Genomic DNA, 18,312 nt, shown 5'->3' with positions numbered 1-18,312 from the left:
TTGTCACGCCGGGTAAAACAACTTAATTAAACGCTGTAGTACAGTTCGAACTCAACCGGATGCGGAGTCATGCGCACGCGGTCGTTCTCTTCAGTACGCAGGGCGATGTAGGCATCGATAGCGTCGTCAGTGAATACGCCACCTGCGGTCAGGAACTCACGGTCTGCGTCCAGCGCCTGCAGGGCTTCTTCCAGAGAGCCAGCAACCTGTGGGATCTCTTTCGCTTCTTCTGGCGGCAGGTCGTACAGGTTTTTGTCCATCGCTTCGCCTGGGTGGATCTTGTTCTTGATACCGTCCAGACCGGCCATCAGCAGTGCTGCGAAGCACAGGTATGGGTTAGCCGCTGGATCCGGGAAGCGAACTTCGATACGACGCGCTTTAGGAGACGCCACCACCGGGATACGGATAGAAGCAGAACGGTTACGCGCAGAGTAGGCCAGCATCACTGGCGCTTCGTAGCCCGGGACCAGACGCTTATAGGAGTTGGTGGTTGGGTTCGCCAGGGCGTTGATCGCTTTAGCGTGTTTGATTACGCCGCCAATGTAGTACAGCGCCTGCTCGGACAGACCGGCATATTTGTCACCAGAGAACAGGTTGGTACCGTTCTTGGACAGAGACATGTGGCAGTGCATACCGGAACCGTTGTCGCCAAACATTGGTTTTGGCATGAAGGTCGCAGTTTTACCGAAACGGTGCGCAACGTTGTGCACAACGTATTTGTAGATCTGAATTTCGTCCGCTTTTTTGGTCATGGTGTTGAAGCGGGTAGCCACTTCGTTCTGACCCGCAGTCGCCACTTCGTGGTGGTGCGCTTCAACAACCAGGCCCATCTCTTCCATCACCAGACACATGGTGGAACGAATGTCCTGTGCAGAGTCGACCGGAGGAACCGGGAAGTAACCGCCTTTCACGCCTGGACGGTGACCTTTGTTACCGCCTTCGTATTTGGTGGAGGAGTTCCATGCGCCTTCGATGTCGTCGATAGCCACGTGGGAGCCAGAGATAGAGGCACCAAAACGGATGTCATCGAACAGGAAGAACTCTGGCTCTGGCCCGAACAGAACGGTGTCCGCGATGCCGGTAGAACGCAGGTACTCTTCAGCGCGTTTCGCGATAGAACGTGGGTCGCGGTCGTAGCCCTGCAGCGTGCCTGGCTCGAGGATGTCGCAACGGATGATCAGGGTAGGTTCTTCGAAGAACGGATCAATGACCGCAGTGGTTGCATCTGGCATCAGAACCATGTCGGATTCGTTAATGCCTTTCCAGCCACCAATGGAGGAGCCGTCAAACATTTTGCCTTCTTCAAAGAATTCGGCGTTCACCTGATGAGCAGGGATTGTGACGTGCTGTTCTTTACCTTTGGTGTCGGTGAAGCGGAGATCAACAAACTTCACTTCATGTTCGTTCAGCATCGTCAAAACGTGTTCAGCGGACATACTTAACTCTCCAGATTGGTCATTGTCGTCGTGGTAACGAGGTCTTCAGTTTCTGTTTGTACTGGCTGTTGCCATGTAATTTTTATAAAGCGAAATCTGTGCCAACTTTTAAAACACCCCAAAAAGGCGTTATCATGCGCACCATAGTGCAAAAGGGCTGCACCACAATGGTAATGTTGCACCAGTATAGTGCTTCAGTGTGAACACCGAGCACCATATTGGTGCAATTTTCGTTAAAGTGCCCTTTTTCGCTCCGTGAAAGCGATCACAAAGCATCTCTGCGATACTTGTTTGCGGAGGATGTTTGTGATCCTGTTTTGTAGTGCGATTAATCCGTGTACAATAACGCGCTATTTCTAATGCCTGAGGCAAAGTTGTGATCGAAAATTTGCGTAACATCGCCATCATCGCGCACGTTGACCATGGTAAAACTACCCTGGTTGATAAGCTGCTGCAGCAATCCGGTACGTTTGATGCACGTGCCGAAACTCAAGAGCGTGTGATGGACTCCAACGATTTGGAGAAAGAGCGTGGGATTACTATCCTCGCGAAAAACACCGCTATTAAATGGAATGACTACCGTATCAACATCGTTGATACCCCAGGGCACGCCGACTTCGGTGGTGAAGTTGAGCGCGTGATGTCCATGGTGGATTCCGTGCTGCTGGTGGTTGACGCATTTGACGGCCCAATGCCGCAAACGCGCTTCGTGACCAAAAAAGCATTTGCCCATGGCCTGAAACCAATTGTTGTTATCAACAAGGTTGACCGTCCTGGCGCACGTCCTGACTGGGTTGTTGATCAGGTATTCGACCTGTTCGTTAACCTCGACGCGACCGACGAACAGCTGGACTTCCCTATCATTTACGCTTCGGCGCTGAATGGTATCGCGGGTCTGGACCACGAAGATATGGCGGAAGACATGACCCCGCTGTATCAGGCGATTGTCGATCACGTACCGGCACCGGATGTTGATCTGGATGGTCCACTGCAGATGCAGATCTCCCAGCTGGACTACAACAACTACGTTGGCGTCATCGGTATCGGTCGTATCAAACGCGGTAAAGTGAAGCCAAACCAGCAGGTTACTATCATCGATAGCGAAGGCAAAACCCGCAACGGTAAAGTGGGCAAAGTGCTGACTCACCTGGGTCTGGAGCGTATCGACAGCGATCTGGCTGAAGCGGGCGACATCATCGCGATCACCGGTCTGGGCGAGCTGAACATCTCTGACACCATCTGCGACCCGCAGAACGTGGAAGCGCTGCCAGCCCTGTCTGTTGATGAACCAACCGTTACCATGTTCTTCAACGTCAACACCTCTCCGTTCTGTGGTAAAGAAGGTAAGTTCGTTACCTCTCGTCAGATCCTTGACCGCCTGAACAAAGAGCTGGTGCACAACGTTGCGCTGCGCGTTGAAGAAACCGAAGACGCTGATGCCTTCCGCGTTTCTGGTCGTGGTGAGCTGCACCTGTCTGTTCTGATCGAAAACATGCGTCGTGAAGGTTTCGAGATGGCGGTTTCCCGTCCGAAAGTTATCTTCCGCGAAATCGACGGCCGTAAACAAGAGCCGTTCGAAAACGTGACGCTGGACGTTGAAGAGCAGCACCAGGGTTCTGTGATGCAGGCGCTGGGCGAGCGTAAAGGCGACCTGAAAAACATGAATCCAGACGGCAAAGGCCGCGTACGTCTCGACTACGTGATCCCAAGCCGTGGCCTGATCGGCTTCCGTTCTGAGTTCATGACCATGACCTCTGGTACCGGTCTGCTGTACTCCACCTTCAGCCACTACGACGACGTGCGTCCGGGCGAAGTGGGCCAGCGTAACAACGGCGTACTGATCTCCAACGGTCAGGGTAAAGCGGTTGCGTTTGCGCTGTTCGGCCTGCAGGATCGCGGTAAGCTGTTCCTGGGTCACGGTGCAGAAGTTTACGAAGGCCAGATCATCGGTATTCACAGCCGTTCTAACGACCTGACCGTAAACTGCCTGACCGGTAAGAAACTGACCAACATGCGTGCGTCCGGTACTGACGAAGCAACGGTTCTGGTTCCGCCGATCAAGATGACCCTGGAGCAGGCTCTGGAATTCATCGATGACGACGAACTGGTAGAAGTGACTCCGCTGTCTATCCGTATCCGTAAACGTCACCTGACCGAGAACGATCGTAAACGTGCTATGCGCGGTGCGAAAGAAGAGTAATTCGGTTATGCCGTAGGCCGGGTATGCGCATGCGCCACCCGGCAACGAAAAAGCCGCTGAGCGATCAGCGGCTTTTTTTATTAGAACGAATACCGTAGCCCTAAACGGATCCGGTACTGCTCCCGGTTGTAATCATTCCATCTGTCCAGCCACTGCAGTTCGAGGTACGGCAGCCAGTTTCTGTCGATCTTATAGCTAAACTTATTGGTAATTTCCCAGTGATGGTCTTTGCCATTTTTGCTGTGGTAGTCATTCACCCGCTGGAAAAAGTGCGGTTCAAAGGTGTAGAAAAATGCATCCGTTACTTTGAAATTCCAGTAGTTGGCAAATTCGTGCGTGTCGTTTTTATCCATCTGCCCGTTATAGTCCGGCGTATCGTAGTTGTTATGGTTATAGCGATAGCGGAACGTCAGATTAAACCAGTCTGTAAATTTGTAGTTGGTATCTAAATACACCGCGCCACCCGAACCGGCGCTGCTGTCGTTAATCAACCCGCCGGGCTGGAAGGTGAGTTTATCGGTCGGCTTAAAGAGCGGATACCACCCCTCGATTTCGTTATAGCTGTGCTTAAGTTCATCCCATTTACCCACGTTATAGGCGTTGGTGAACATCAGTCCCGCGCCCATATCGAAGTTATAGCCCGCACGCAGGATCACCTCGTGCATCTCTGAGGCCGTATTGTAGGCTTCACGCGTTTCGACATAGGCTCCGGCAAATACCGGGCAGGACACAGACGACACGATCAGTACAGTGATGATTCTTTTCATAATTTGTCCATGTATCAGGTACAGAAAGGCCTCCCTCCTGATAAACAGGAAGGACATAGTGGCCGGATTTATTGTTATAAAGTGACTGCTGACGCTTTATTGTTGGCGGTTATCTCAGGGGTATTCGCGGTTTGTTTCTTCCGTTTTCCAATCTCCTCGATAATAAAGGCGAAGCGCGCTTCGTTGAGTTTATAAAACAGCCCCATGGTCACGGCAGCAACAATCGCCAGGCCGCACGGCCAGAGGAAAATCAGCTGACGCAACCCAAGCAGCGTGCCCGCGCTCTGCACGGCATGGGGAACGTAGCCAATCTGGGTCAGCATGATGCCGGGCAGGAAACCGGCGAGCGCGGCGGAGATTTTGCGCGAGAAGGTATAGCCGGTATACACCGACCCTTCGGCGCGAATGCCGGTTTTCCACTCGCCGTAATCGACGGTATCCGGCACCAGCGCCCAGTTCAGGCTGTTCACAAACGCCGTGCCGAAGAAGGCCATGCAGGAAAACAGCACGAACAGCAGGGAGCTGGTCCCCCAGAAGAAATTCAGCACGTCGCCCACCGCCCACAGCGCCAGCCCGCCCAGATAGACCGGTTTCTTGCCAAAGCGCTTTACCGCGCCGGGCACCAGAAACACGCCAATCAGAATGCAGCCCATGCTGAAAAAGCCCATCCACGACAGCAGATGCAGATCGTTCAGCACGTACTGGGTGTAATAGACCTGAATCGCCAGCTTGATGTTAAACGCGGCGAGAGTGCACAGGTTGGCGATGCACAGCACCAGCAGCGGCGGATTGCGGAAAATCGCGCAGAATGATTTCAGAATGCCGGGCTTATGGTGATCGGGCGTAAGCTCGACGTAGCGTTCTTTCACCCCGCTGTAGCACCACCACATGCAGAACAGGCCGCCGGTAACGAACACCAGCGCGGCCACCAGATAGCCGAGTGAGGGCTGGTGGACGAACAGCGCCTGAATGGGCATAAAGCCGACGGTGCAGAGCAACAGCCCCACCGTAGCGCCGCCCTGACGCCACGCCGCCAGCTGCGCGCGCTCGTTCGGGTTTTTGGTGATGGCCGGGACCATCGCACCGTAGGCGCAGTTCATCAGGCTATAGCAGAGGCCAAACATCATGAAGAGCACGGTGGCGAGAGCCGTTTTCACCGTCAGGCTAAAGTCGTTGGCCATAAACTGCGCCGTCGCCACCAGCGCCACCGGAACGGAGGCGTAAAGAATGAACGGCCTGAATTTTCCCCGCGCGCCGATGTTACGTCGGGAGTCCAGCAGCACCCCGGTCAGCATGTCGGTAAAGGCGGTGAAAAACTTCGCGACGAGGAAAATAATGCCGCCGTAGAACGCCGGCATGCCCAGTTCATCGGTGTAAAACTTCAGCAGATACAGCGTGCCAATACACAGCATCAGGTTCGAGCCAAAATCGCCCATCCCGTAGGCGCACTTCTCTCGCAGGCTCAATTTGAGGGTTAACGGATCAGTATTATGTGTCATGGTCGATCCTCAAAGCGCCCCGCAGGGCGCTCAATCACGTCATTTATGCCGTACGTTTGCGCAGTTCGATCTCTTCGACGATGCGCACATACATCTTCTCGTTGAGGTTGTAGAAGCAGCCCATCGCCACGATGGTGATGACCGCCAGCAGGCTCGGGTAGATAAATATCAGCTGCCGCAGCCCTTCAACCGTGCCACTGGATTGCACCACGTTGGGCACATAGCCGATCTGCGTGAGCATGATCCCCGGGAAGAAGCCCGCCAGCGCCTGGGAGACCTTCCTGAAGAAGGTAAAACCGGTATAGACCGTCCCCTCTGAGCGCACGCCGGTGCGCCACTCGCCGTACTCCACGGTATCGGACACCAGCGCCCAGTTCAGGCTGTTCACAAACGCGGAGCCGAAGAACGCCAGGCAGGAGAACGCCACAAAGCTCACCGAGCCGCCGCCGAAGAAGTAGTTGAGCAGATCGCCCGCCACCCAAATCATCAGCCCGCTGATGTAGACCTTTTTCTTGCCGAAGCGCCGCACCGCGCCGGGCATCATAAAGACGCCGATAAAAATGCAGCCCATGCTGAAGAAGCCCATGTACGACAGCAGGATCGGGTCGTTCAGCACGTACTGCGTGTAGTAGACCTGAATGGCGAGTTTGACGTTAAAGGCGCCCAGCGTGCACAGGTTGGCGATGCACAGGATAAACAGCGGACGGTTCCCAGCGATGGCGCGAAACGACTGCAGCAGCCCCGGTTTTTGCGCCGGATTAGCGGGCTGCGCCTCGACGTAGCGTTCGGTCACCCCCTTGTAGCACCACCACATAAAAAACAGTCCGAACAGCGAGAAGAGGGTGGCGGCAAAGATATAGCCAAGCTGGTCATTGCCTTCAATCAGGTTCATCACCGGAACAAAACCCACGGTACAGAGCAGCAGGCCCAGCGTAGCGCCGCCCTGGCGCCAGGCGGCCAGCGAGGCGCGCTCGTCCGGGTTTTTGGTAATGGCGGGCACCATCGCGCCGTAGGAGCAGTTCATCATGCTGAAGAACAGGCCGTACAGCATGAACAGCACCGTCGCCATCACCGTTTTACCGGTGATTTCAAACGGCGTGCCAACGAAGTTGGCAATCGCCAGTAAGGTCACCGGGAACGCCGCATAGAGCACGAACGGGCGGAATTTCCCTTTCGGGCCGATCCTGCGCCGGGAGTCGAGCATGATCCCGGTGCCCATATCGGTGAAGGCGGTAAAGAACTTCGCAATCAGGAAGATAATTCCGCCGTAGGTGCCCGGCAGGCCCAGCACGTCGGTGTAAAACTTCAGCAGATAAAGCGTGCCGATATCCAGCAGGATGTTTGAGCCGAGATCGCCCATCCCGTAGGCGAGTTTTTCTTTAAACGGCAGGCGTAGGGTTGCCGGATCGGAAGTATGTTGACTCATTATTGTTCTCCGTCTGCCCGCAGGTTGCCCCGCGGGCGAGCCTTATCAGATATGACGTAAGGTGCTAAACAGATCTGCCCATTCGCTGTGCTGGCGGTAGAAGACCGGCGGCTTGCCGAGCGGGGCATCTACGGTCACGTCACCGCCCCGGCAGATTTCCCCGGTCCACGCATTCACCCAGCTGTCCTGCGGCAGATAGAGCGACCAGTCGCGGCGCCCCTCTTCATGAACCGGCGCCACCAGCAGATCGCGGCCAAACAGGTACTGGTATTTCAGCGTGTAGGCGCGCGCGTCGTCTTCATAGTGCAGGAACAGCGGGCGCATCACCGGCAGGCCGCTTTTCGCGTTCTGCGCGACCGCGGCTTTGATGTACGGCTTCAGGGTGGTGAAGACGGTGGTCATGCGCGCGAAGTGCGCGATGGTTTCCGCGTCGCCGTCGAACTGCCAGTTATCGCCTGGACGGTTGCCCTCATGGGTACGCATCATCGGCGTAAAGGCGCTGAAGTCGCACCAGCGCAGCAGCAGCTCCTTGCTGCGCTTCATCTCGAACAGGGTCGTATAGCCGCCGATGTCGCTGTGGTGCAGGCCGTGCCCGGTCATCGCCAGCGACAGCGCCGCAGGGATGACGGACGCCAGACCGTCGTCCAGGCTCCAGTCGACGTTCTGATCTCCCGCCCACATCATCACCGAGTGCTTCTGGCTGCCGGTATAGCCCGCGCGCATGAAGAACAGGATCTCGCCGAGCTTGCCGGTCTCCTGAAGCGCCTCGTAGTTACATTTGGCCCACAGGGCAGGCCAGGCGTTATGCATGATCTCCGCGCTCACGCCGTTATGCAGGAAGGTGTCGGTCGGCAGGTACTCCCCGAAATCGGCCATCCAGCCGCCGCAGCCCAGTTCGATCAGGTTCTTTTTAATGACCTCTTTGTACCAGTCGTAGGCTGCCGGGTTGGTCAGGTCGATAACGCCCGCGTAGAACTCGCCGAACTCGACGTGGTAGTCCTCGCCGTTGGCGTTTTTGGTCAGATAGCCGCGTTTCGCGGCCTCTTCGCAGAGATCTTTATCGCTGGCGACGTACGGGTTGATATAGGAGAGGAACTGCACGCCTTCCTCTTTCCACTTCGCAATCCGCGCATCAAGCTGCGGATAGAGCGCGCTGTTCCACTTCCAGTTCCACATCACGCGCTTGCCGAAGGAGGTCATGCGAATGCCGGACCAGTCCTGCGCCCAGATGCCGTTGACCTTCACGCCGCCCTCGCGCATGGCGTCGAGCTTCTGCTGACACACCTCGGTGCCGCCCTGAATGCCCAGCGTCACGCCGTCGTACACCCAGTCCGGCAGCTCCGGCTGACGCCCCAGCAGGCCGGTCAGTTTTTCCAGCAGATCGACGTAGGTTTCTGCGCATTCGAAGCGCAGCGTGGCGTTATCTTCCCAGAACGCCAGCTCGTGGAAATCCGGCGCGCTGAAATCAAAGTTCATGTAGCAGCTGTTATCCACGTGGCAGTAGTACTTCTGGGTGCTCACGAAGGTAGGCTGCGGGAAGAAGGTCCAGTAGTAGTCGCCGCCCGCGTTCTCTTTGCAGTCGGCCTGCCAGGTGACGTAGGTTTGCTTATTGCGGCCCACGCCCTGCTCGCTGGTCCACAGCGGGAACGGCTTGCCGCGCAAATCGAAATACGAGAACTGCTCGCCGCAGCCGTAAATATGATCGTCTGGCTGCGCCGCCAGCCGCAGCCAGATGCGGTTATGGCTGGCGGCGTCATTTTTCAGCTTCAGCTCGAGACGGCCTTCCGCATCCACGCCCACCAGCAGCGTCGCGCTTACCGCATCGCCGCGGGTAAAGCGGATCGCCCAGCCCGCGCTTTGCTGCGTGACGGTCGCGTCCGTCAGGGCAATCTTTTCGTTGAGCTTGTCTTTGATGCTGAAGTTGCCGCGAAACATCTCGATATCCGCCTCGCCTGCGCCAATCCACAGGCAAGGGGCATCCGCGGTGTGGGATAAAATCAGACGGTCCTGCCAGCGCAGGGTGAAGCCACTTTCGTTATTTTTCAGGTCAATATTGTGTAGGGTACGCATAAACACTCCGTCTTAATTATTTGGCCTGGCTATCCAGTAATCCGGCGGCGACGGCAGGGGCTAAGCCCGGGGCCAGCGGCAGGCGGGGGATCACCAGGCAGTGCAGCAGGTGGTAAATATCCTGCTTGCCGTCCCAGACTTTGGTGGTCACTTCGTTATTGGTGTCCAGCTCCTGCCACCACGAACCGTTTTCGTAGTCCATCAGGTATTTGATGCAGTAATCCCACCACTTCTGATACCAGGCTTCGTACTGCGCCTCGCCGGTGACGGTATAGAGGGCATAGGCCGTGCCCATCGCCTCGACGATTGGCCAGCGCACGCGTTCGCGGACGATTGGCTTGCCGTCCCAGCCCACGGAATAGACAAACCCGTCGGCGCCGTCGGGTGCCCAGGCGTCGCGGATGGTGGCGTGGAACAGGCCTTTCGCATCTTCCAGCAGCCATTCCGGCGGGGTTTCAAAGCGCGCTTCCAGGGCGGCGCGCAGGTGCAGCATCAGGCGGCCCCATTCAATCCAGTGTCCCGGCGTGCCGCCGTAGGCGCGGAAGCGGTGAGCAGGGTTATCGATGTTGTAATCGCGGATCGGGTTCCAGCTGGTGTCGAAATGCTCGTTAACGCGATACTCCCCTTTGCGCGCCACGTCATGAATAATTACCGACGCGATGCGCAGGGCGCGGTCGAGCCATTTACGGTCGTGGGTCACGTCATAGACGATCAGGAAGGCTTCCACGGCGTGCATGTTGGCGTTACCGCCGCGATAGTCTTCCGTTTTGCTGAAGGCTTCATCCCAGGACTCCAGGCACATCTGCTCCTGTTCGCTCCAGAAGTAGCGCTCAATCACCTCGATGGCATCGTCCAGCAGCTTACGTGCCTGCGGGTGACCCGTGGTCACGGCGCTCGCCGCGCCCAGCAGGACGAAGAAGTGCTGATAGCCCTGCTTGGACGCATCAATCACGCCTTCATCGTTAACGCAGGCGTACCAGCCGCCGTGCTGTTTGTCGCGCAGCGGGCCGTTCAGGGCGTTAATGCCGTGCTCAACCAGCGCATATGCACCGGGGCGTCCCATGTTCGCCGCCACCGCGTAAACGTGCAGCATACGCGCGGTGATCCACAGATGCGTGCCCATATCGCTGCGCACCTGCCCGTTATTGCCCAGCCAGCCAAAGCCGGTCGGCACGGCGGCATTTTTGCCGAAATCAAGAATGCGGTCGGTCTCTTGTTCGAGCCAGCGGTTATGGCTCAGGGTGTTAAACCATTTCATGTTCGGGTCCTTTCTTAACGGCGAGCCATCATTTCGTCGACGATCTCACCCAGACGCTGAAGTTTGGGGACGGAGATATCACGCAGCATCAGCTCGGTGTCCGGCAGGCCAATCACAGAGGACCAGACGGCGCGACCGGCTAAAAAGCCCGATGCCCCCGCCTGCATGGCGACGCTCACGGCGCGCGGGAAGAGCTTATCGTCCACGCCGGAGGAGAGGATCACCCACGGCATGGCGATGTTCTCGTTAAGCTTTTGCGAGGCCGCCAGCAGCTCTTGCTGCGTGCCCTTGCCAAACAGCGGCATCTCCACTTTGTAGAGGTCGGCACCGCTGTCGCCCAGCTCTTTGGCCGCGTCGATAATCGCCTGTTCGCGGTTAAACGCGGCACCGCGACGTGGCGGACGCACCACCGGCTCGATAATGCTCAGCAGCCCGTTGTCGTGGCAGAGCGTATTGAACGCTTTCACCATCTCCAGGCGCTGCTGCGGATCTTCATCGCTGCGCCACAGCACCAGCAGCTTCAGTGCTTTGCCGCCATCGCGTTTGACCGCCTGCGCGTCGACGTTCTTGTCGATCGCCACGCTGTCGACCGGAATACCGTTCCCCGGAATAAACTCGTCGGCGGCCACAATCATCGCGCAGCTGTTGGCCACGGCCTGCTGCTCGACAATCTGGCGATAGCAGAACTGCTGGTCGACGAGAATGGCAGAGGCGTACGGCGACAGAATTTTTGCCGCGTTGACCTTAAAATCGGTCAGGTGCTGGTCGGTTACCGGCACCGGCGCGCCTGCGGCAGCAAACATCAGGCGCATCGCTTCGCGCTGATCCACGGCCAGCATCGCAAAACCGCCGGAAGGTCGGGTGATATCTTTCAGGGTGTACATCGTCATTCCTCAGTCCTTTCGTATCAGTGTGTTTTTTTCAGCCCGGCAGATGCGCGAACCTGTTCAAGAATGGCCGTCCAGTCTTCGCGCCCGCGCCCGGCGGCGCGTGCCTGGTTGTAAACTTCGCGGGAAGCCGCGCCCAGCGGCATCGGAACGTGGAGCTGGTTGGCCACGTCGAGGGCGATCCCCAGATCTTTATGCGCAAGGTCGATCATGAAGGCGGGAGAAAGATCCCCTTTCAGCACCTTGTTCGGCCAGGATGTCGTGAAGTGGCCTTTACCCGCAGGCGTACCGCTCATGACCTTGAGCGCCACGTCAAAGGAGAGGCCAAGCGCTTCGCACAGCACGGCGGCCTCGGCGGAAAGGGCGTTCAGGGCGATGCTCATGTAGTTATTGATAAGCTTCACGCGGATGCCCATGCCTGGCCCGCCGGCGTTAATCAGCTCATTGCCCATCGCCATTAAGACCGGGGTGGCGCGCTCAACCTGCTGCGCCGTGCCGCCTGCCAGCAGGAGCAGCGTGCCGGCGATGGCATGGTCAGAGGTGCGCCCGACGGGCACGTCCATCAGGCTGAAGCCTTGCTCAGCCATGTCGCGGATCAGCGCGTCGGTTTGCAGCGGGTGAATGGTGGACATATCAATGACCAGCGCGTCGCGGGATAACCCTTCGCACACGCCGTGCTCGCCGAACAGGACGCTGCGTACCAGGTCGCCGTTTGGCAGCATGGTGATGACGAATTCCGCGTCCGTTGCTGCCTGCGCGGGCGTTGCCGCCGCCCGAGCGCCGCTTTCAACCAGCGCCTGAATCGCCTGCGGGTTCACGTCAAAGACGTTAAGCTGGTGGCCTTGCTTCAACAGATTCATCGCCATTGGCGCGCCCATCTGCCCTAAACCGATAAATGCGATTGCTGACATGCCTTTCTCCTGTCACATCGTGTCAATTTTTGCGCGTTTATGTTGTCTGTTTTTGATCGTATTTGTAATTTATAGTCAAAAAATTGACACGGGTCACTTTTTAAACATTTGGTGAAATTAAAATGAAGGCATCAGAAATCGCAGAAGGAATCACCATGACTCGCATCGTTTGTGTCGGCATTACCGTGCTGGATCGCATCTGGTATCTCGATGATTTACCAAAAGAAGGTGGGAAATATGTCGCAAAAGACTATACGGAGGTGGGCGGCGGCCCGGCGGCAACGGCGGCAGTGGCGGCGGCGAAACTGGGCGCGGAAGTGGATTTTATTGGCCGGGTGGGTGATGACGATACCGGCAGACGGCTGCTCGCGGAGCTGGAATCCCTGGGGGTGAACACCCGCTATACGCGCATAGTTAAGGGAGCCCGATCGTCACAATCGGCGGTGCTGGTGGACGCAGGCGGAGAGCGCGTGATTGCCAACTACCCCAGCCCCGATCTCCCTGCGGCGGCAGACTGGCTGCATGAAATCGACTTCTCTCAATGGGATATTGTCTTAGCCGATGTGCGCTGGCATGACGGGGCAAAACAGGCATTTACCCTGGCCCGTCAGCAGGGCGTACCGACGTTGCTTGATGCGGATGTCACCCCGCAGGACATCGCGGAGCTGATCGCCCTAAGCGACCACGCGGCCTTCTCCGCGCCGGGATTGCGGCGTTTAACGCAGCGGGATGACACCGAAGACGCGCTGAAAAAAGCACAAACGCTCACAAATGGACATGTGTATGTTACGCAGGGGCGAGACGGCTGCTTCTGGCTGGAAAACGGCGCATTGTGTCATCAGCCCGGCTTTGAGGTGAACGTGGTGGATACCACGGGGGCGGGCGACGTGTTCCACGGTGCGCTGGCGGTCAGCCTGGGGCAGCAATTGCCCGCCGCAGACGCCGTGCGTTTTGCCAGCGCCGTCGCAGCGCTGAAATGCACGAAGCCCGGCGGGCGCGCGGGTATACCTGACTGTGATCAAACCCGCTCTTTTTTGTCACTTTTTGTATAAAATGCGGGGCGTGATGGTTTTCAGAGGACAGCCCATGAGCCTTACCGAACTGACCGGCAACCCGCGTCACGATCAGCTGCTGACGCTGATTGCCGATCGCGGCTATATGAACATTGATGAACTGGCGCAGCTGCTGGATGTCTCCACGCAAACCGTGCGCCGTGATATCCGTAAGCTCAGCGAGCAGGGGCTGATCACGCGTCATCATGGCGGGGCGGGCAGGGCATCCAGCGTGGTGAACACGGCGTTCGAGCAGCGTGAAGTCTCGCTTACCGAAGAGAAGCGGGCGATTGCCGAAGCCATTGCGGACTATATTCCCGATGGCTCGACTATTTTCATCACCATCGGCACGACCGTGGAGCACGTTGCCCGGGCGCTGCTCAACCATAACCACCTGCGCATTATCACCAACAGCCTGCGGGTGGCGCATATTCTGTATAAGAATCCGCGTTTTGAAGTGATGGTGCCAGGCGGCACGCTGCGCCCGCACAATGGCGGGATTATCGGGCCTGCGGCAACGGCGTTTGTGTCTGGTTTTCGGGCGGATTATCTCGTGACCAGCGTGGGGGCAATTGAGCACGACGGCGCGATGATGGAGTTTGACGTCAATGAAGCCAGCGTGGTGAAAACCATGATCGCCCACGCTCGCCACATTCTGCTCGCGGCCGATCATACGAAATTTACCGCATCCGCGGCGGTAGAGATTGGCAACGTGGCGCAGGCCACGGCACTCTTCACCGATGAGATGCCTGGCTCGGCTCTGCAAACTCACCTGAAATCCAGTAAGGTTGAAATCATCCTGGCCAGTACCAGCGATGATATTGCCTGAAGCAAAAAAAGCCGCTGAGCAAACAGCGGCTTAAATATTGTTATTTAAAGCTGTATTTCACCCCTAACATCCCCTGCGTATCGCTGTAGCCTTTATCGCCTATCTGCTGAGCCACGTTGCCCCATACGCTAAGCTGCGGCGTAATCTGCCCCTCTACGCCGGTCTTAAGTTCACCGATATTGCGCGAACCACGCATGTCATTGCTGACGTCATCCATGCGGATACGCGTGGGCTGGGTGTTGTGGATCCAGTTCGCTTCGATAAACGGCTGGAAGGTCCGTGATTTACCGTCGTCAATCGCGTTATGTCCGCTGATGTAGGCCTTCACGCCGAGACGTGTCATCAGGTTGCCCTGAGTCTCGTCTTTCACCCGCGTGCCGTTGCGCTCGCGATGATCGTCAGCCTGCACGTCCATCCAAACGGCCTGCGCTTTCGGCTGGATCCAGTAGCTTTTGCGGCTGCTTTCGCCCACCTTAACGCTATAGCCCGCTTCGACAGAGGCGGTCACGCCGCTGGAACGATAACTCTCAGTGGCCTGATCCTGTCCCATTACCTTATTGTCGAACCAGTTATACAGCACCCAGCTATCAACGTAGGTGCCACTTTTATCCGCCTCGTTTGCGTACCAGGTACCGTACAGACCGACGCTATAGCCATTCACTTCACCGCGTGAGCGGTAGCCGGTCAGGCTGGAAGCGCTCCGGCTCTGGCTGTTGCCGTAGCCTGCCATCAGGCCAAGATGCCAACGGTCCAGGCCATCGGTGCTCCACTGGGCGACATCGCCACCCAGCTGCAGCACGTAGCGATTGGCGGTCGTTTTTAGCTGGCCGCTGCCGTCGTTAAAACGCGTATGACCGCCGACGTTACGCATCCACAGGCTCGTCACTTTCTGCTCGCCCGTAAGCATGTCGGTGTACTGCGTTTCACCTAGGCGATCGTGCAGACGGGTCATAAACAGCGTATTGGCCGCATAGCTGTTTGCCAGATAGCTGCCAAATTCCGGACGATACTGGTGCTCGCTTTTCGGTGGTGCGGCTGGGGGAACCGGCTCTTGCGGCGGGATCACCGGGTCAACGGGCGGATCTACCGGGTCCACTGGGTCAACAGGTGGATCTACGGGGTCGACCGGTGGGTCTACAGGATCAACGGGCTCGACCAGGCTGGTCAAAAACCAGTTTTTACCTTTTTGCACCACGTTATAGTCATAGCCCCCCGCCACGATACGGCTAGCCTTCTCAAACGTCCCCTCAGAGTTGCCGCCAACGCTGACAATTTCAATCCCTTCTACGGTTTGCGCGCCGGCACCGCCAATGTTGTTCACTTCCACCCCGGTATGACCGGAGGTGTTGCCTTCAACGATCAGTTTGTCCGTTTCCGAAGTGTCGTCAAACAGCACGGTATTGAAAACCAGCTTGCCGCCGTTGCCGATAAAATCATCCTTGATGGTCAGCGTTTGCCACGCCGCGTCCTCTGCATGCTGGAAATTAATCGTGCCGCCCGCATTCAGCGTCAGGCTGGTCAGCGTGGAGCTGTCGCGCAGATTCCAGACGGCATCATTCATCGTCAGTGCGATAGTACCGGTACCCGCGGCGTTGCTCTCAATGAAGGACGCTCCGTTCCACAGGGAGTTGTCATCCATAGTCAGCGTAATGGTACTGTTTTGTGCCGGAAGCGTGCTGGTGGCCGCGACGCCGCCTGCGGAAAGGATATCGCCGTTGAGGATGAACTTGCCTCCTGCGGACGCATCAATCACCCCGCCGTTACTGGCGTTCAGGGCATAGCTACCGCCGTCGCGCTGGCCTGCGGTGGTAATGGTTGCACCACCCGCGAGCGCTATCACGCCGCGCGACCAGGCATACATCCCGTGCGGCGCCTGCGCGGAGCTGCTGGTTTTCTCGCTGCTGTTTACCGCAATGGTGACGTTATCTCCCAGATTCACCGCACCGGTGTAAGCGTAGACGCCATGCGCACTGGCACCGTTGGTCGTAATGGTGGCGCCTTCATCAAGGGTGATGGTTGACGAGCCGGTGGAATAAACCCCGGAGGCACTGGCCGCGTCGGTGGTAATCGTCGCGCTTTTGCCTAGCTCAATTTTTGACGCAGAGCCCGCATACAGGCCATAGGCCGATGTGCCGTACGTTTCGATGGTCGCCTCATCGCCCAGCCGGACGTAAGAGCCGCTCTGGTTGGTACGAATTCCCTCAGCGTAAGTCCCGCGCGTCACAATATGCGCACGATCGCCGACGATAACGTTATTTTTTGCCTTTGAGGCATCATTCAGTGCATAAGCGCTAATCCCGCGCCCGGTGCTGCCCGTGGTTTCGATATAGAGATCGTCACCCACATAAATATTGGCGGAGCCGAGAGAACCCTGACTGAAGGAGCTGTACCCGGCATTGATGCCGTCACCGCTTTGGCCATTAACGTAGATGTGGGTGCGGTCGCCGGTAATGATAAATACCGGGTTGGCCGGCGTGTTCATCCCGTGGGTACGAATACCGTCGACGTCTTTACCATTATTGGCAGCCACTTTTGACTGGGTGCGAATAGTCAGATCGTCACCAAATATCACCCCCGGGCTGCCGGATGTGGAGTTCTGAATAACGGTAACGGAATGCTCAAAGGCTTCCGCCCCAGGCCCTTCGAGGGTGATCCCATCTCCGTAAATCGGGATATTCCCCGGGCTGTACTGGTAGACATAGTTAGGATCGCCGGTATTTTTGCTAAAGTTCGCGTTTGCCGTTGCAGGTATCAGCGCCTGTATTTCTGCAGGCAAATCCGTTACCGCTCCGGAGGCAGGTAAATTAGCAAAATCTATTACCGCTGCATGTGCGGTAAATAGCGCTGACGTTAACGCCAGCGAAATCGCAGCGGCGACTGGTGAGTGTTTCATTAAATATGGCATGACTGCCCCCTTTCTTTCAGGCGTAGAACATCCTCCACACCATTAAATGTGGGTAGGTAAACAGGTTGAAATTACAAAATAGAAACGAGAATCTTATGAATACTGGTGCCTAACTTCCTCTCAAGTCGTATTTTATGAACATAAATTTTTTTAACATCAATGCCGTCTGATTTTATAATCTCCTGGAGGCAAGCACCTGACAAAAATCTGTTCAGTAACGTAAATTCAACAGCGTTCAACATGCTGCCGCGTCTGCTATTTAACCGTCTCCCGGAGAAAAGATGGCTGATTTTTTCCTTTAATATAATGTCGTTATCATTCGAATAAATAATTCCCTTTATTTCACTGCGCTGCATGAAAAAATAATTGGCCAATGCTTCCAGCTTGCGGTCTGTGATAATCACGATGTTCATGTTAGTTCTCACCAGACGTTCAATCCATTGCGGATCGGCAAGTACGCGCAGGTTGCAAAACGAAAAGTCTACAAATATAAAACCGCGTAATAAGTGATTCTTGTTTCCTTGCAATATTTTATTTTCTACTGCAATCTGCAGGAAATGGTTACCACCAGGCCAAACTGCGAATGAGGCATTTCCACAATATTGTGAACGTACTGCGTTATCTGGAAATAACTGACAGGACAATTCACAGCTCATACAGCGGACAACCTTATGCGACGATGTCATCATCCAGTCCACTCCTGTCTTATTTTCACTGTCAATATTTCACTGCCATCCAAATGTGTCAATCTTGAAACATATCTCGTGCCCCTATCTTGTTTATGATAAATAGTGATGAAGAATATAAATTCCTGGTGATGTCTATTTTGTCAGGCCGTAGCCATAGCGAAAGGACATACTTTGGCCATCGTATTCCAGGACTATTCTTCAGCCCCTTAAGATTATTCGACAAAAAAAATCCCGGAGGATGATTTACGAAATAGCACTAATAGCTAAAGATTCGTTTCTTAAATCGGCCGTAACGACAGTCTTTTCGCGACTTGGGGCTCAATATAATGAGTGGGCCGGGCGAAGTGTAATGAAATCTCATTATGTCGTTTTAGATGAGAGAA

Annotated in this window: 13 protein-coding genes; 3 read left to right on the top strand and 10 right to left on the bottom strand. The window is 56.2% G+C overall.

Annotated elements, in window-relative coordinates; genetic code table 11:
- Positions 1-26 precede the first annotated feature (26 nt).
- The gene (gene glnA, locus FHC48_RS20090) at positions 27-1,436 is read right to left on the bottom strand and encodes a glutamate--ammonia ligase (protein WP_008501856.1); all 1,410 of its coding nucleotides are present in this window, start codon (positions 1,434-1,436) and stop codon (positions 27-29) included.
- A 376-nt stretch (positions 1,437-1,812) separates the two neighbouring features.
- Here glnA and typA point away from each other — a divergent pair, with 376 nt between their 5' ends.
- The gene (gene typA, locus FHC48_RS20085) at positions 1,813-3,636 is read left to right on the top strand and encodes a ribosome-dependent GTPase TypA (protein ID WP_008501854.1); all 1,824 of its coding nucleotides are present in this window, start codon (positions 1,813-1,815) and stop codon (positions 3,634-3,636) included.
- Positions 3,637-3,716: 80 nt separating this feature from the next.
- Here the strand turns inward: typA and ompL are convergent, their stop codons facing one another.
- From ompL to yihU, 7 genes are all read right to left on the bottom strand, one after another.
- Positions 3,717-4,403, bottom strand: coding sequence for a porin OmpL (ompL, locus tag FHC48_RS20080; RefSeq protein WP_032637905.1), 687 nt, complete (start codon positions 4,401-4,403; stop codon positions 3,717-3,719).
- Between the two features lie 74 nt (positions 4,404-4,477).
- Positions 4,478-5,902, bottom strand: a complete 1,425-nt coding sequence (locus FHC48_RS20075) for an MFS transporter (protein WP_059363872.1) — start codon at positions 5,900-5,902, stop codon at positions 4,478-4,480.
- A 43-nt stretch (positions 5,903-5,945) separates the two neighbouring features.
- A complete protein-coding gene (locus FHC48_RS20070) occupies positions 5,946-7,328 on the bottom strand; it encodes an MFS transporter (RefSeq protein ID WP_059363874.1) in 1,383 nt (460 codons plus the stop codon).
- Between the two features lie 45 nt (positions 7,329-7,373).
- Entirely contained in the window at positions 7,374-9,398 is a 2,025-nt protein-coding gene (locus FHC48_RS20065) for an alpha-glucosidase (protein WP_059363877.1), read from the bottom strand.
- A gap of 16 nt (positions 9,399-9,414) precedes the next feature.
- Complete coding sequence (yihS, locus tag FHC48_RS20060; RefSeq protein ID WP_021242782.1) at positions 9,415-10,656, bottom strand: sulfoquinovose isomerase; 1,242 nt, start codon at positions 10,654-10,656, stop codon at positions 9,415-9,417.
- A gap of 14 nt (positions 10,657-10,670) precedes the next feature.
- The gene (gene yihT, locus FHC48_RS20055; protein ID WP_008501848.1) at positions 10,671-11,546 is read right to left on the bottom strand and encodes a sulfofructosephosphate aldolase; all 876 of its coding nucleotides are present in this window, start codon (positions 11,544-11,546) and stop codon (positions 10,671-10,673) included.
- A gap of 17 nt (positions 11,547-11,563) precedes the next feature.
- A complete protein-coding gene (gene yihU / locus FHC48_RS20050) occupies positions 11,564-12,454 on the bottom strand; it encodes a sulfolactaldehyde 3-reductase (RefSeq protein ID WP_059363881.1) in 891 nt (296 codons plus the stop codon).
- 155 nt (positions 12,455-12,609) lie between these two features.
- On the opposite strand from yihU, the gene FHC48_RS20045 reads away from it, so the two are divergent.
- Both FHC48_RS20045 and FHC48_RS20040 read left to right on the top strand, forming a co-directional pair.
- Complete coding sequence (locus FHC48_RS20045; protein WP_023326340.1) at positions 12,610-13,506, top strand: sugar kinase; 897 nt, start codon at positions 12,610-12,612, stop codon at positions 13,504-13,506.
- A gap of 34 nt (positions 13,507-13,540) precedes the next feature.
- Positions 13,541-14,335: a DeoR/GlpR family DNA-binding transcription regulator gene (locus FHC48_RS20040; RefSeq protein WP_021242785.1), complete on the top strand. Its 795-nt coding sequence runs from the start codon at positions 13,541-13,543 to the stop codon at positions 14,333-14,335.
- A 40-nt stretch (positions 14,336-14,375) separates the two neighbouring features.
- Here FHC48_RS20040 and FHC48_RS20035 read toward each other — a convergent pair whose 3' ends face one another.
- Both FHC48_RS20035 and FHC48_RS20030 read right to left on the bottom strand, forming a co-directional pair.
- Positions 14,376-17,240 carry an autotransporter outer membrane beta-barrel domain-containing protein gene (locus FHC48_RS20035; RefSeq protein WP_119312266.1) on the bottom strand — a complete coding sequence of 955 codons (2,865 nt, stop codon included), beginning with the start codon at positions 17,238-17,240 and terminating at the stop codon, positions 14,376-14,378.
- A 71-nt stretch (positions 17,241-17,311) separates the two neighbouring features.
- Positions 17,312-17,929 carry a hypothetical protein gene (locus FHC48_RS20030; RefSeq protein ID WP_023326338.1) on the bottom strand — a complete coding sequence of 206 codons (618 nt, stop codon included), beginning with the start codon at positions 17,927-17,929 and terminating at the stop codon, positions 17,312-17,314.
- Between the last annotated feature and the right edge of the window lie 383 nt (positions 17,930-18,312).

The sequence above is a fragment of the Enterobacter sp. EC_50 genome (genome assembly GCF_019584525.1).
GTDB classification, from domain to species: Bacteria; Pseudomonadota; Gammaproteobacteria; order Enterobacterales; family Enterobacteriaceae; genus Enterobacter; species Enterobacter roggenkampii.
The sequence above is the reverse complement of the archived record's forward strand: the minus strand, read 5'-3'. Positions and strand labels throughout refer to the sequence as shown.

Bases quoted from the DNA above. Each gene is read 5' to 3' on its own strand.
- FHC48_RS20075 (WP_059363872.1), bottom strand. From the start codon at position 5,902: ATGACACATAATACTGATCCGTTAACCCTCAAATTGAGCCTGCGAGAG.
- FHC48_RS20030 (WP_023326338.1), bottom strand. From the start codon at position 17,929: ATGATGACATCGTCGCATAAGGTTGTCCGCTGTATGAGCTGTGAATTG.
- FHC48_RS20040 (WP_021242785.1), top strand. From the start codon at position 13,541: ATGAGCCTTACCGAACTGACCGGCAACCCGCGTCACGATCAGCTGCTG.
- glnA (WP_008501856.1), bottom strand. From the start codon at position 1,436: ATGTCCGCTGAACACGTTTTGACGATGCTGAACGAACATGAAGTGAAG.
- FHC48_RS20065 (WP_059363877.1), bottom strand. From the start codon at position 9,398: ATGCGTACCCTACACAATATTGACCTGAAAAATAACGAAAGTGGCTTC.
- ompL (WP_032637905.1), bottom strand. From the start codon at position 4,403: ATGAAAAGAATCATCACTGTACTGATCGTGTCGTCTGTGTCCTGCCCG.
- FHC48_RS20070 (WP_059363874.1), bottom strand. From the start codon at position 7,328: ATGAGTCAACATACTTCCGATCCGGCAACCCTACGCCTGCCGTTTAAA.
- FHC48_RS20035 (WP_119312266.1), bottom strand. From the start codon at position 17,240: ATGCCATATTTAATGAAACACTCACCAGTCGCCGCTGCGATTTCGCTG.
- yihT (WP_008501848.1), bottom strand. From the start codon at position 11,546: ATGACGATGTACACCCTGAAAGATATCACCCGACCTTCCGGCGGTTTT.
- yihU (WP_059363881.1), bottom strand. From the start codon at position 12,454: ATGTCAGCAATCGCATTTATCGGTTTAGGGCAGATGGGCGCGCCAATG.
- yihS (WP_021242782.1), bottom strand. From the start codon at position 10,656: ATGAAATGGTTTAACACCCTGAGCCATAACCGCTGGCTCGAACAAGAG.
- FHC48_RS20045 (WP_023326340.1), top strand. From the start codon at position 12,610: ATGACTCGCATCGTTTGTGTCGGCATTACCGTGCTGGATCGCATCTGG.